The organism is Porcincola intestinalis (assembly GCF_009696445.1).
Classification (GTDB): domain Bacteria; phylum Bacillota; class Clostridia; order Lachnospirales; family Lachnospiraceae; genus Porcincola; species Porcincola intestinalis.
This window is the reverse complement of the sequence record NZ_VULZ01000011.1, coordinates 1-13,096: the sequence shown is the minus strand read 5'-3', so window position 1 is coordinate 13,096 and position 13,096 is coordinate 1. Positions and strand designations below refer to the sequence as shown.

Here is a 13,096-nt window from a genome sequence, read left to right as displayed (position 1 = left end):
ATGCTGGAAGTACCCGTATATGTGATTACCGGTTTCCTGGAAAGCGGGAAAACGACATTTATCCGAGAAGTGCTTGCCAGTCCGGATTTCGCGGACGGCGAGCGGACTCTGCTTCTTCTCTGTGAGGAAGGCGAGGAGGAGTATGATGAGGCGGATCTGCGCAGACATAATATCTACATTGAGCGCGTGGAGAACGAGGCGGACCTGACGGCTGCCTACATGGAAAGTCTCCAGAAGAAACATAAGCCTGAACGCGTCTTCATCGAGTTCAACGGAACCTGGGACTCGATGAAGTTCTGTTCCTCGGACTGGGCGAAGCGCTGGGAAATGGCGCAGGTGATCACACTTGTGGACGGATCGACATTCGAGGTGTACCTCCAGAACATGCGCCAGATGATGAGCAACATCTTCATGTACACAGAACTCGTCATCTTCAACCGCTGCTCGCCGGATCAGGATCTTCAGAAGTTCCGCAGAACCGTGAAGGCGGTCAACACCCAGGCAGTCTGCTCCTTTGAGGATGCCGAGGGAGAGGTGATCGACATCGGGAAGGCGCAGCCTCCGTTCGACCTGTCGCAGGATCCGGTTGTCATTCCGGACGAGGAGTTCGGGCTCTGGTATCTGGATGCACTCGACAACCGCGAGCGCTATGACGGAAAGACGGTGGAGTTCAGGGGCAAGGTGATGATTCCGAGAAAGTTCCCGGAGAATGCGTTCATCCCGGGCAGAAACTGCATGACCTGCTGTGCCAATGACATCCGGTTCATGGGGTTCATCTGTCATTCGAAATATACGGACCGGCTGAAACAGAAGCAGTGGCTGGATGTGACCGCAGAGGTCCGCTATGAGTTTGTCCCGGAATATGAGGGGACCGGGCCGGTTCTGTATGCCCGCCATCTCAAGTCTGCGGAGCCGCCGGCTGAGGATACCGTTCTGTTCAACTGATTCCGTGTTGAAAATAGTATAATTCTGCCAAGCAGGCAGGTGAAATGGAGAAAAAACCGGCTCACCTGCCTGCTTTTTTGATTGCCTGCGTGATGATACAGAAAAATATCATGGCAGGATTATCCTGTTATTGCGTGGAGGACGATGGCAGTATTGTACGAAAAAATATGAGAATTATGATAAATTTATATGAATACCACAAACATCTTGACCATCAAAAACGGGGATGATATATTAAATACAACAAATTACAGGACGTCGAAAACTCATATTTCGGCGAATACACAGGAGGCGCAATATTATGAGAAAAAAGGCACTTTCAGCAGTCGCCCTTGCCGCTGTCGGCGCAATGGCAGTCAGCTCCCTCGCAATGGCAGGAGATGTGGCAAACAAGGATAAGCCGCTGGTATGGTTTAACCGCCAGCCGTCCAACAGCTCCACCGGTGAGCTTGACAAGGATGCGCTGAATTTCAACACCAGCACGTACTATGTCGGATTCGATGCAAACCAGGGCGCCGAGCTTCAGGGCGAGATGGTTGCAAAGTATATTGAGGATCACATCGACACGATTGACCAGAATGGTGACGGTACAATCGGTTATGTCCTCGCAATCGGTGACATCGGACACAACGATTCCATCGCGCGTACCAGAGGTGTCCGCAAGGCGCTCGGAACGGCTGTCGAGAAGGACGGCGGAATTGATTCCAATCCGGTCGGAACCAACACCGACGGATCCGCGACCGATGTTCAGGATGGGAAGATCACAGTCAACGGCAAGGATTATGTCGTCCGCGAGCTGGCTTCCCAGGAGATGAAGAACTCCGCCGGCGCTACATGGGATGCGGCAACTGCCGGTAACGCAATCTCCACCTGGTCTGCTTCCTTCGGCGATCAGATCGATGTTGTCGTATCGAACAACGATGGCATGGGCATGGCGATGTTCAACGGCTGGGCACAGGCAAACAACCGCCCGACCTTCGGTTATGACGCAAACAGCGACGCAGTCGCGGCAATCGCGGACGGCTACGGCGGAACTATTTCACAGCACGCGGATGTCCAGGCTTATCTGACGCTTCGTGTTCTTCGCAACCTGCTGGACGGTGTGGATGTCAATACCGGTATCACCACAGCTGACGAGAAGGGCAATGTCCTGACCGATCAGGATTGCAAGTATGTCGATGACGAGCGTTCCTACTACGCTCTGAACCTGGCTGTTACGGCTGACAACTACAAGGATTTCCTGGATTCCACAAAGATCAACGATGCAGTCTCCACACAGCTTGACGAGTCCACCTCTCCGAAGAAGAAGGTATGGCTTGACATCTACAATTCTGCTGACAACTTCCTCGGATCCACCTATGTCCCGCTGCTTCAGCAGTATGACAAGCTTCTGAACCTCGATGTCGAGTACATCCAGGGCGATGGACAGACAGAGTCCAACATCACCAACCGTCTGGCAGATCCGAGTGCTTATGATGCATTCGCAATCAACATGGTCAAGACGGACAATGCAGCTTCCTATACGGCTCTGCTTCAGTAAGAATAGGAGATCCTGACCAGACAAACTGAACAGTCAGGCAGAAAACGGTCAGGAGTGAACGAAGAGGGAATTCCTAACGGGATTCCCTCTTTCATGTTATGCAGCAGGAACTGACAAGCACGGGAGGAGTAAAGCAGTGGCAGAAAAGAAAGAGGATATCATTCTGTCGATCCGTGATATGTCCAAGTCTTTCGGGCGAAACAGGGTTCTCGACCACATCAGCATGGATGTGAAAAGAGGCATCGTCATGGGACTGATGGGGGAGAACGGAGCCGGGAAGTCTACCATGATGAAGTGTCTGTTCGGCATATACCATATGGACGAGGGCTCCATCTATCTGGATGGAAAGCCGGCGAGCTTTTCCGGACCGAAGGATGCTCTGGAGAACGGGGTGGCGATGGTCCACCAGGAACTGAACCAGTGTCTGGAGCGTTCCGTGGTCGACAATCTGTTCCTGGGGAGATACCCGGTGAACAACGGCGTGATCGATGAGGCACGCATGAAGAAGGAAGCTGCGGATCTGTTCCGCAGACTTGGGATGACTGTGAATCTGACACAGCCGATGAGAAGAATGTCTGTCTCCCAGAGGCAGATGTGTGAGATTGCGAAGGCAATCTCCTATAATTCGAAAATAATTGTTCTGGACGAACCGACTTCCTCGCTGACAGAGCCGGAGGTCAGGAGGCTGTTCGCAATCATGAGACAGCTTACCGCCCAGGGCATTTCCATCATTTATATTTCTCACAAGATGGATGAGATCTTCGAGATCTGCGATGAGGTCTCGGTCCTGAGAGACGGAAATCTGGTGATGTCGAAACCGGTCGGAGAGACATCATTCAATGAGCTGATCGCAGCGATGGTCGGCCGCTCGCTCGAAAAACGCTTCCCGCCGGTGGACAATGAACCGGGCGAGGTGATCCTCTCGGTGCAGCATCTCTCCACAAAGTTTGCTCCGTATCTCCAGGATATCTCCTTTGATGTCAGGGAGGGTGAGATCTTCGGACTGTACGGCCTGGTCGGAGCGGGCCGGACAGAGCTTCTCGAGACCATCTTCGGTGTCCGGACAAGAGCTTCCGGAAGAGTTTACTATAATGGACAGCTGATGAACTTTGACAGTGCAAAGGAAGCGATGGAACACGGCTTTGCGCTGATCACGGAAGAGCGGAAGATGAACGGAATGTTCGCGAAGGGAGATCTGATTTTCAATACAACCATCACGAACCTTTCGAAGTATATGTCGGGTGCCGCGCTCTCGAATCCGAAGATGCGCCGGGCGACGGAGAACGAGATCCGCATCATGCATACCAAGTGCATGGGACCGGACGATTCCATTTCCGGTCTGTCCGGGGGAAACCAGCAGAAGGTCATCTTCGGAAAGTGGCTGGAAAGAGATCCGGTTGTCTTCATGATGGATGATCCGACGAGAGGCATCGATGTCGGCGCGAAGTACGAGATTTACCAGCTGATCATCGAGATGGCGAAGAGAGGAAAGACCATCCTCGTGGTCTCCTCCGAGATGCCTGAGATCCTCGGGATTACAAACAGGATCGGGGTTATGAGCAATGGCCGGCTTGCCGGTATTGTGAATACAAAGGAGACGGACCAGGAAGAGCTTCTGAGGCTCAGTGCAAAGTATCTGTAATTGAGGAGAAAGAATATGGCTGAGAATACGAAAATTCTGTCCGCGGAGGACGCGGAGAAGCTGCTGCGGCCGATTGACGAGCATATCGGGGAGATCCAGAAGAAGATTGATGCGCTTCGTGTTGACGGTGCGGACAAGGTAGCGGAGCTGACCGATGAACTGAGAATGGCGAAGGAAAGCAAAACGCTGACGGCAGAGCAGAAGGAGAAGATCCGCAGAAAGGATGAGGCGCTGCTGGCAGGGGCAAAGAAGACGGAAGCGGCGAACAAGGCGCAGGTCGAAAAGCTGATCGCGGAGGGAGAAGCATACCTGAAGGCGCACTATAATACGGAGTACCTTGACAGAATCAAGGCATCCGGCGCAGGAGAGCGGGAGGCTGCCGCAACGGCCTATTCCAGGAAAGTGGAAGCCCTGAAGGAGGAGCATGAGAAGAGCCTCGAAGCCTTGAAGGGGAAACTGGCCTCAGCTTCCGGCGAAGAGAAGACAACACTCCAGAAAGAGATCAAGGATGAGACCTATGTCTTCAAGAACCGGATGTTCGACGCGAAGATGGTCTACAGGAAGGATCTGCAGGCGGTCAAGGATCGTGAGCATGAAGCTTTCACGCACCAATACCATCTGATTGACCTGCTCAGAAAATCGAAGTTCACCTTCGCACAGCAGAGGGCACAGAGCAGAGAGCTTTCCCGCTACTCCTTCTCCTGGAAGCAGTTCTTCCTCAGAAACGGGCTGTATATTGTCATTGTGGCAGTCTTCATCGCGCTGGGCTTTATCACACCGGCAGTCAAGCATACACAGCTGTTCACGGCGACCAACATTCTGAACATCCTGCAGCAGGCATCGCCGCGTATGTTCCTTGCACTTGGCGTTGCCGGACTGATCCTGCTGACAGGAACCGATCTTTCAATCGGCCGTATGATGGGGATGGGCATGGTGACCTGCACGATTATCATGCACAAGGGACCGAATACAGGAACGGTGTTTGGAAAAGCCTTTGATCTGTCCGGCATGCCGCTGGCTGGCCGTGCAATCCTCGCGCTTGTCCTGACCATCCTTTTCTGCGTGATCTTTACATCAATCGCCGGCTTCTTCACTGCACGGTTCAAGATGCACCCGTTCATCAGCACCATGGCAAACATGCTGATCATCTTCGGCCTGGTTACCTATGCAACGAAGGGAGTGTCCTTCGGTGCCATTGAGAATGCCATCCCGAACGCTGTGATTCCGAAGATCAAGGGATTCCCGACCATCATTCTCTGGGCGGTGGCAGCCATCGTCATCGTCTGGTTCATCTGGAACAAGACAAAGTTCGGCAAGTACCTGTATGCGGTCGGCGGAAATCCGGAGGCAGCGGCAGTTTCCGGCATCTCTGTCTTCGCTGTCACACTCGGTGCATTCATGCTGGCCGGCGTCCTGTATGGCTTCGGTGCATGGCTGGAGTGCAACAGAATGATAGGATCCGGTTCGGCGGCATACGGGCAGGGCTGGGATATGGATGCCATCGCGGCCTGCGTCGTCGGCGGCGTCTCATTTACCGGTGGAATCGGCAAGATTTCCGGTGTTGTTGTCGGTGTGCTGATCTTCACGGCGCTGACCTACTCGCTGACGATTCTAGGTATTGACACGAACCTTCAGTTCGTATTTGAAGGCATCATCATTCTGGCAGCTGTCACACTGGACTGCCTGAAGTATGTGCAGAAGAAGTAATTGAAGTGTTAATTGAAGAATTGAATGTTCTGAGAGAACAGATGGATTCAAAAAGTGCCGCGGGGCAGAACCCGCGGCACTTTTAATATGGTGGAAATCTGGTGATAACGGGTTTCTGAAAGGCCGTTATTCGTAAAACGGAGCGGATGGCCTGTGACATTCGCGATGGAGCAACTCGAAAACAGTTGTCCGGGAGGGCAAAAAGCACTATACTTTGTTTAAACAGTATGCTTCGGCATACAGGGGAACGACGGATAGATTCACGTAAGGAAAGGCAGGGAGCGGAATGAAGAGAGTAGGTCTGCTGACTTCCGGGGGCGATTGCCAGGCGCTGAACGCGACAATGCGCGGCATCGTAAAGGCATTGTCCAACAACATTGACGAGCTGGAAGTATATGGGTTCATGAACGGGTATCAGGGCATGATACATGGGGATTACCGGCTTCTGACAAGCAAGGATTTCTCCGGCATCCTGACAAAGGGCGGAACCATCCTTGGCTCCTCCCGGACGCCTTTCAAGACAATCAATGACCCGGATGAGAATGGGCTGAACAAGGTTGAGGCGATGATGCAGAATTACTACAAGCTTCGCCTGGACTGTCTGTATGTTTTAGGGGGGAATGGGAGCCAGAAGACGGCGAACCTTCTGAGCGAGAAGGGACTCAATGTCATCCATTTGCCGAAGACCATTGACAATGACATCTGGGGAACCGACATGACGTTTGGCTTCTACAGCGCTGTCAACATCGCGACGGAGGCGATTGACTGCATCCACACGACGGCGGCATCTCACAATCGTGTCTTTATCGTCGAGATCATGGGGCACAAGGTTGGCTGGCTGACCCTGTACGCCGGAATTGCCGGAGGAGCGGATGTCATCCTGATTCCAGAGATCCCGTATCGGATAGACAAGGTCATCGAGGCCATCAACAAGAGAACAAAGTCGGGCAAGGGCTTCACGGTTCTGGCCGTCGCGGAAGGCGCGGTCTGCGCGGATGACCTGAAGCTTTCCAAGAAGGAATACAAAAAGAAGATGGAAAGCAACCATTATCCATCTGTTGCCTATGAGCTGGCAGACCAGATCCTCGCGAAGACCGGCAACGAGGTGCGGATTACCGTCCCGGGTCATACACAGCGAGGCGGGGCTCCGTGCCCGTACGACCGTGCGCTTTCGACAAGGCTCGGTGTCGCCGGGGCAAAGGCATTCCTGGATGGAGAGTTCGGCGTGATGATCGGCATTGTCCACGACAAGACGGTTCGCCTGCCGATGAAGGAGAGCGCAGGCAAGCTGAAGGTTGTTGAGAAGGACAACCAGTTTGTCAAAGAGGCGAAGATGCTTGGCATCAGTTTCGGCGACGAGGATGTCTGACAGACCGGCCGCTGCCGCGGAGGGAGACTGACGGCCGGGGGCGGGAACCTTGTCCGGTCAGGCGTCAGAAGCACTGCGCGGCCGGAAAAGAAAACCGGAGACTCGGACCGGGCCGGAATGAATAAAGAAAAGAGAAGGTGACAGACTGCCGCTCCGGATTCACTGGGGCGGCAGTCATTTTGTCAGGCAGTCGCCCGGGCAGGAGCGTACAGGTGGGTTGACAGGAGGAGAATTCGTGGGTTATCAGGCACTTTACAGGAAATACCGCCCTCAGACATTTGAGGATGTAAAAGGGCAGGATGTGATCATCAGAACACTCCGCAATCAGATCCGGACGGGACGGATCGGCCATGCCTATCTGTTCTGCGGAAGCCGTGGAACCGGTAAGACAACCGTGGCGAAGATCTTTGCGAAGGCGATTAACTGTGAGAACCTGCAGGATGGCGATCCCTGTCTGACTTGCAGAAGCTGCAGGGCGATAGCGGACGGGGCTTCCATGAATGTCATCGAGATGGATGCCGCGTCCAGAAACAGCGTCGACGATTTCAGACAGATCATCGATGAGATTGCCTATCCGCCTGCTGACGGCCGGTATAAGGTTTACATCATCGACGAGGTGCACATGCTGTCAGGGGCGGCCTTCAACGCGTTTTTAAAGACACTCGAGGAACCGCCGGCATATGCGGTATTCATTCTGGCTACCACAGACCCGCAGAAGCTGCCGGATACCATCCTGTCGCGCTGCCAGCGGTACGACTTTCACCGGATTTCGTCAGATGTGATCGAAAAGAGGCTGCAGGAGGTCCTTACACAGGAACAGATTGAGGCGGAGGAGAAGGCGGTCCGGTACATTGCCAGAAAGGCGGAGGGCGGCATGCGTGATGCCCTAAGCATCATGGATCAGTGCGTCTCCTTTTACACGGGCGGGAGACTGACCTATGAGCAGGTGCTCGATGTCCTTGGAACGGCGCCGCGGACGCAGTACGCGGTCATGCTGAGCCAGACGCTGCAGTTCGACTGCTCCGGCCTTCTTACAACATTTGACAGCCTGCTGATGAGCGGGCGGGATACGCGGCAGATCATCGGGGATTTTACCTGGTATCTGAGAGACCTGCTGCTGTTCAAGGCTTCCGGCGGCACGGCAGAATCTCTGAATCTGACGGATGAGGATGCGGAGGAGCTGCTCAAGGCAGGGAAAAATGTCTCAGAGGACAGGCTGATGTACCTGATCGCGGTCCTTTCCGAAGTTGCAGGCGATCTCCGGAACGCTTCGAATCCCCGTATCACGGCGGAAGTCGGGCTGATCAGACTGTGCCGGCCGGAAACATCCGGGGCAGATCCCCTTGCTGCTTCCGCCCGCCTTGATGAGGTGGCGCAGCAGACCGCAGGGCTGTCAGAACGCCTGAATCGTGTGGAGGAGGCCATCCGGGACGGCAGGATGATCGCTGCTCCCGGAGCAGGACAGGACGGAGAGAAGGCTTCGGGAAAGGCGGGGGACGCAGACCGACGGGAAGTGCCGAAGCTGGTGGCGCCGGAGCTGTTTTCACGGATACAGGGACAGTGGAAGAACACCCTCCAGGCAATGAAGGACCCCGGAACGGGAAGCATTATGGCGAATCTTGCAGAGCCGTGGTACAATTCCAGTGATCAGGAGACCTTGTATGTCGCCTTTGACGACGACTGGGTGAAAGCGTACCGGGACAACCAGAAGGTAAAAGAGGAATTTCAGGATATTCTGGAGGCTAAGTACGGTGTGCGACCGGAGGTCCGGTTTGTTTCAAAGTGCGAGATGCAGCAGCGGACGGATTCTGTGCGGGTTCAGGACGCGGCAAAGATCGAGGGAATTGATTTTCCGATTGAGGAAGAGGATTAAGGAATAACGAAGAGGAGAAGAGAGATGGCAAGAAGAGGCGGTTTTCCAGGCGGTATGGGCAATATGAACAACCTGATGAAGCAGGCGCAGAAGATGCAGAAGGCGATTCAGGAGCAGCAGGCCGCCCTGGAGGAGAAAGAGTATACGGCCAAGGCGGGCGGCGGCGCTGTCAGTATCACAGTCAGTGGGAAGAAGGAAGTCACGAAGGTGACAATCGATCCGGATGCGGTCGATCCGGAGGATGTTGAGATGCTGCAGGATATGATTCAGGCAGCTGCAAATGAAGCGCTCCGGGCGGCTGACGAAGATGCACAGAAAGCGATGGGCGGACTGACCGGCGGACTTGGAACAGGATTCGGGCTGTAAAAGATGGAGTATTATGGAAGTCAGATCAACAATCTGATCCAGCACCTGGCAGCGCTGCCGGGAATCGGCGGAAAGACAGCGCAGAGGCTGGCGTTTCATATCGTAAGGATGCCGAAGGACCAGGCGGACGCGCTTGCAAAGTCGATTACAGACGCGAGAGAGCATGTCCGCTACTGCAAGGTATGCGGGACAATGACGGACGCTGAGATCTGTCCGATCTGCGCAGACGGGAAGAGAGACCACAGCACCATCATGGTGGTGGAAAACAGCAGGGATCTCGCGGCCTATGAGAAGACCGGGAAATATAGCGGCGTCTACCATGTGCTCGGCGGAGCCATTTCCCCGATGCTGGGAGTCGGGCCGTCTGATATCCGGCTGAAGGAGCTCATGCAGCGGCTGCAAGGGGATGTAAAGGAAGTGATTATCGCAACCGGATCCAGTCTGGAGGGCGAGACGACGGCGATGTACATCAGCAAGCTGATTAAGCCTACCGGAATCAAGGTTTCCCGCATTGCGAGCGGAGTGCCGGTCGGAGGGGATCTGGAGTATATTGACGAGGTGACACTCCTGCGGGCGCTGGAGGGCAGGACCGAGCTCTGAGAAGATCAGGTCAACGATCGCATCGGCGCCGGGCGGTCTTGGCGGAAGGATAGGCTGATGAAGGATCAACTGAAAAAGCTCTGGGAGATGATCTCCTTCAGAACCCTCTGGGATCAGGATGAGGAGGACGACTGGGAGGACTTCGACACCAGGGACGACTATATTTCCGGCTCGGACGGGAGAAAGCATGCCGGGCTGATGATGAATCCGGTCTATATCTGGCTCATTGTGGCGGCACTGTGCGCAGTCGCCATCGCGGGATGGCAGGGGATGAGCAGGAGGCATCTGTATACCTCTTATAAAAAGACAGCCTCCTACAAGGGAGAAGATATTTCGGGCACATCCTACGCCAGGCTTGGCAGCGATTTTGTGAAATATGGCTCGGACGGTGTGACGCTTGTCAATGCAAGCAACGAGACACTCTGGAGCAATGCCTACACCATGCAGGCGACGGCGTTTGATCAGTGCGGGAAATCAATCCTGATCTATGAGCTGCAGGGGAACCAGGTCCTTGTAGCAGACAAGAGCGGAGTAATCGGACAATATCAAACCGACCTGCCGATTCTGAAGGGTTCTGTTGCGTCAAATGGTGTGAGTGCATTCCTGCTGAAGAACGATTCGGATGTCCTGATCAGACTGTATTCACCGAACGGCTCTACGCTCGCAGAGGTAAAGCCAACGCTGGAGCAGACAGGGCAGCCGATCGCACTCGACCTTTCTGAAAACGCAACCAGGCTTATGGTATCGGCAGCGAAGGTCGGATCCGGAACAGTGGATGCGGAGATTTTGTTTTATGACTTTTCATCTGCATCGGAGTCGGAAGAAAAACATGTGACCGGGAAAATCAGCTATACGGATGAGCTGTTTGGAGAAGTGTTTTTTGCGGATGACCGGACCCCGGTTGCAGTCGCGAATGACCGGTTTATCGTTTTCTCCGGAACAAAGGATCCGAAGGAACGGGCGAATGTAGAAATTACCGGTGAGATTTCAAGTGTTTTTCACGACGAAGACCATGTGGGCTTCGTGTGCCTGAGCGATGATGCCGCGAACCGGTATGAGCTGTCCGTGTATACGATGAGGGGAAAACAGACAATGGATACCTTGTTTAATGAAGGGTACCAGTCTGTTGTGTTTGACTCGGGCGAGATTCTGCTCTGGTCACAGCGGCACATGATGTCGTACACGCCAGGCGGGGTCAAACGATTTGACAGTGACTTTGACCAGAAAATAGGATTGTTCGTAAAAATACCTGGATTCAGAAGATACTGTATTCTGTCCAACTCTGGAATCACAAGAATCAAAGCGGAGTGAGCAGGATCATCAGAAGGGGAACTCTATGAATATCATGCTGATCATTGTAAGCCTGGTACTGTTTTTGTGTTCTGTAAGCGGTCTGATCGCCGGATTCCTGAAGAAGGCATCCGGCCTTCTTTCATTTATCCTCGCAGGGATGCTTGTGACGGCACTTCTTCCTACTGTGACAGGCTGGCTTCGAAACGACACACCGCTTTATGGGCTGATCAGGGGACAGTGCGCAGCGGCAGCAGGCGAAATAGCAAAGAACACCATCGCGGGAACCTTTTCTTCCGCATCCGGTGAGACGGGGAGCGGGAGCGCCTCTGGACAGCAGCCGTCCTTATCTTCAGGATCATCCTCATCCGGAAATGGAGCCTTCTACAATGCAGACGGGTCGGTCGACAGAGTTGCGGTGAAGTCCATGCTGAATCAGTATGGCTATGATGACTCTGCGATTGATACTCTGACAGATGACCAGATCAAAGCGCTGATTGCCCAGTATGCCGGCATTTCAGCCGGTGTTCTGGGCGTAGGGAAAACGCCCCTGCTGATACTGGACCTTCCGGGAAATGCTTCGAATACTTTACGGCGCTGGAATCTGTCCCGGTCCGAAATGCTTCTGACGACTGCAGATGACGCAGCTGGCAGCACATCGGACAGCCAGAACCAGGGTTCAGCTGCAGAATCGGAGAAGCTGAAGGCACTCTCTGCCCTGATGGGGAATATGACGGCGGCTGACAAGCGCAAATTTATCGAATCACTTCCGATTCCGCAGTATCTTCAGGAGCAGATGGAGACCTTTAACAACAGTGAGGGATACAGGAAGCTGGGGGCTGATGACTTTGCGTCGTATATTGTCAATTACTTTGCCAGTCTGATTCTGAACGTAGCAGCATATATCGTAACCTTGCTGATTGCCTGGGGGCTCATCAGGCTGGTGATCGGCGCAGCCGGTATTTTCTCGCGGCTTCCGACTATTCGGACAGCGAACCATGCACTGGGGCTTGGAGCGGGTATTCTGCAGGGGCTCCTGATTGTATGGATGCTGATGATGGTTCTCTCGTTTTTTGCAGCAACACCTGCGGGACAAAATCTGATGGCACAGGTCTACGATAATTCGTTCCTGGAGCTGCTTTACAATGCCAATCCGCTGATGAAGGGGGCTTCCTCTGCCCTGAAAGGCATTATGTAACAGAAGAAGCATGGTGCGGCGGCAGTGACAGGACAGTGAAATAAACAGTGATAAAAGATATGAGGGTCAAAAGTACCTTTTGCCACTCATTTATGATTACGCGTGGTTTTGTTGCTCCGCAACTCCCATCACGCTGCCAAATTCGGCATTCTCATGCCGCCTGCGCGCCACTTCATGCCTCATGTGGGGCGTGTCAATAAGTCCTGCCACCACTCACATGCAAGCATGCGTGGTGGCGGATTTTTAACACTGTAATCATAAAAAGGTCATAAAAACATAAAAAACAAGAAAAAGGTGTTGACATCCATTTGGCCGGGTGTTATTATAGCCGAGTCGCCGATGAAAAGGCAGACTTCATTAAACAAGTAAGCCAGATCGGTGTTATGAGTACCTTGATAACTGAACAGTGAAACAACCTTGAAAGTTCTGAAAAGTTTTATTTAAGGAACTGACCTTTAAACAGTAAAAGGGATAAGAGATGTCAGTAACATCTTTGATCCGAATCAAATTTTATTCGAGAGTTTGATCCTGGCTCAGGATGAACGCTGGCGGCGTGCTTAACACAT

11 protein-coding genes are annotated in these 13,096 nt (G+C 53.4%); all 11 read left to right on the top strand.

What is annotated here, in order from left to right; all coding sequences use genetic code 11:
* The 11 genes from FYJ35_RS10160 (at position 1) to FYJ35_RS10110 (ending at position 12,530) form a co-directional block, all read left to right on the top strand.
* Complete coding sequence (locus tag FYJ35_RS10160; RefSeq protein WP_154526171.1) at positions 1 to 945, top strand: TIGR03943 family putative permease subunit; 945 nt, start codon at positions 1 to 3, stop codon at positions 943 to 945.
* Positions 946 to 989: 44 nt separating this feature from the next.
* Positions 990 to 1,175, top strand: coding sequence for a hypothetical protein (locus tag FYJ35_RS10155; RefSeq protein WP_154526169.1), 186 nt, complete (start codon positions 990 to 992; stop codon positions 1,173 to 1,175).
* 71 nt (positions 1,176 to 1,246) lie between these two features.
* On the top strand, positions 1,247 to 2,485 hold the full coding sequence (locus FYJ35_RS10150) for a substrate-binding domain-containing protein (RefSeq protein WP_154526167.1): 1,239 nt from the start codon (positions 1,247 to 1,249) through the stop codon (positions 2,483 to 2,485).
* A gap of 136 nt (positions 2,486 to 2,621) precedes the next feature.
* Positions 2,622 to 4,127, top strand: a complete 1,506-nt coding sequence (locus FYJ35_RS10145) for a sugar ABC transporter ATP-binding protein (RefSeq protein WP_277067959.1) — start codon at positions 2,622 to 2,624, stop codon at positions 4,125 to 4,127.
* A gap of 15 nt (positions 4,128 to 4,142) precedes the next feature.
* Positions 4,143 to 5,834 (top strand): galactose/methyl galactoside ABC transporter permease MglC, encoded by a 1,692-nt coding sequence (locus FYJ35_RS10140; RefSeq protein WP_154526165.1) that lies wholly within the window; start codon positions 4,143 to 4,145, stop codon positions 5,832 to 5,834.
* Between the two features lie 286 nt (positions 5,835 to 6,120).
* The gene (locus tag FYJ35_RS10135) at positions 6,121 to 7,203 is read left to right on the top strand and encodes a 6-phosphofructokinase (protein WP_154526163.1); all 1,083 of its coding nucleotides are present in this window, start codon (positions 6,121 to 6,123) and stop codon (positions 7,201 to 7,203) included.
* Positions 7,204 to 7,438: 235 nt separating this feature from the next.
* Entirely contained in the window at positions 7,439 to 9,076 is a 1,638-nt protein-coding gene (gene dnaX / locus FYJ35_RS10130) for a DNA polymerase III subunit gamma/tau (RefSeq protein WP_205839802.1), read from the top strand.
* 24 nt (positions 9,077 to 9,100) lie between these two features.
* Complete coding sequence (locus FYJ35_RS10125; RefSeq protein WP_154526159.1) at positions 9,101 to 9,442, top strand: YbaB/EbfC family nucleoid-associated protein; 342 nt, start codon at positions 9,101 to 9,103, stop codon at positions 9,440 to 9,442.
* A gap of 3 nt (positions 9,443 to 9,445) precedes the next feature.
* Positions 9,446 to 10,042 carry a recombination mediator RecR gene (recR, locus tag FYJ35_RS10120; protein WP_154526157.1) on the top strand — a complete coding sequence of 199 codons (597 nt, stop codon included), beginning with the start codon at positions 9,446 to 9,448 and terminating at the stop codon, positions 10,040 to 10,042.
* 57 nt (positions 10,043 to 10,099) lie between these two features.
* Positions 10,100 to 11,353, top strand: a complete 1,254-nt coding sequence (locus tag FYJ35_RS10115) for a DUF5711 family protein (RefSeq protein WP_154526155.1) — start codon at positions 10,100 to 10,102, stop codon at positions 11,351 to 11,353.
* Positions 11,354 to 11,378: 25 nt separating this feature from the next.
* Positions 11,379 to 12,530 (top strand): CvpA family protein, encoded by a 1,152-nt coding sequence (locus FYJ35_RS10110; RefSeq protein WP_154526153.1) that lies wholly within the window; start codon positions 11,379 to 11,381, stop codon positions 12,528 to 12,530.
* Positions 12,531 to 13,096: the final 566 nt, after the last annotated feature.

Coding starts and splice junctions, on each gene's coding strand:
- FYJ35_RS10150 (WP_154526167.1), top strand. CDS start 1,247: ATGAGAAAAAAGGCACTTTCAGCAGTCGCCCTTGCCGCTGTCGGCGCA.
- FYJ35_RS10155 (WP_154526169.1), top strand. CDS start 990: ATGGAGAAAAAACCGGCTCACCTGCCTGCTTTTTTGATTGCCTGCGTG.
- FYJ35_RS10140 (WP_154526165.1), top strand. CDS start 4,143: ATGGCTGAGAATACGAAAATTCTGTCCGCGGAGGACGCGGAGAAGCTG.
- FYJ35_RS10110 (WP_154526153.1), top strand. CDS start 11,379: ATGAATATCATGCTGATCATTGTAAGCCTGGTACTGTTTTTGTGTTCT.
- FYJ35_RS10125 (WP_154526159.1), top strand. CDS start 9,101: ATGGCAAGAAGAGGCGGTTTTCCAGGCGGTATGGGCAATATGAACAAC.
- FYJ35_RS10115 (WP_154526155.1), top strand. CDS start 10,100: ATGAAGGATCAACTGAAAAAGCTCTGGGAGATGATCTCCTTCAGAACC.
- recR (WP_154526157.1), top strand. CDS start 9,446: ATGGAGTATTATGGAAGTCAGATCAACAATCTGATCCAGCACCTGGCA.
- FYJ35_RS10135 (WP_154526163.1), top strand. CDS start 6,121: ATGAAGAGAGTAGGTCTGCTGACTTCCGGGGGCGATTGCCAGGCGCTG.
- FYJ35_RS10160 (WP_154526171.1), top strand. CDS start 1: ATGCTGGAAGTACCCGTATATGTGATTACCGGTTTCCTGGAAAGCGGG.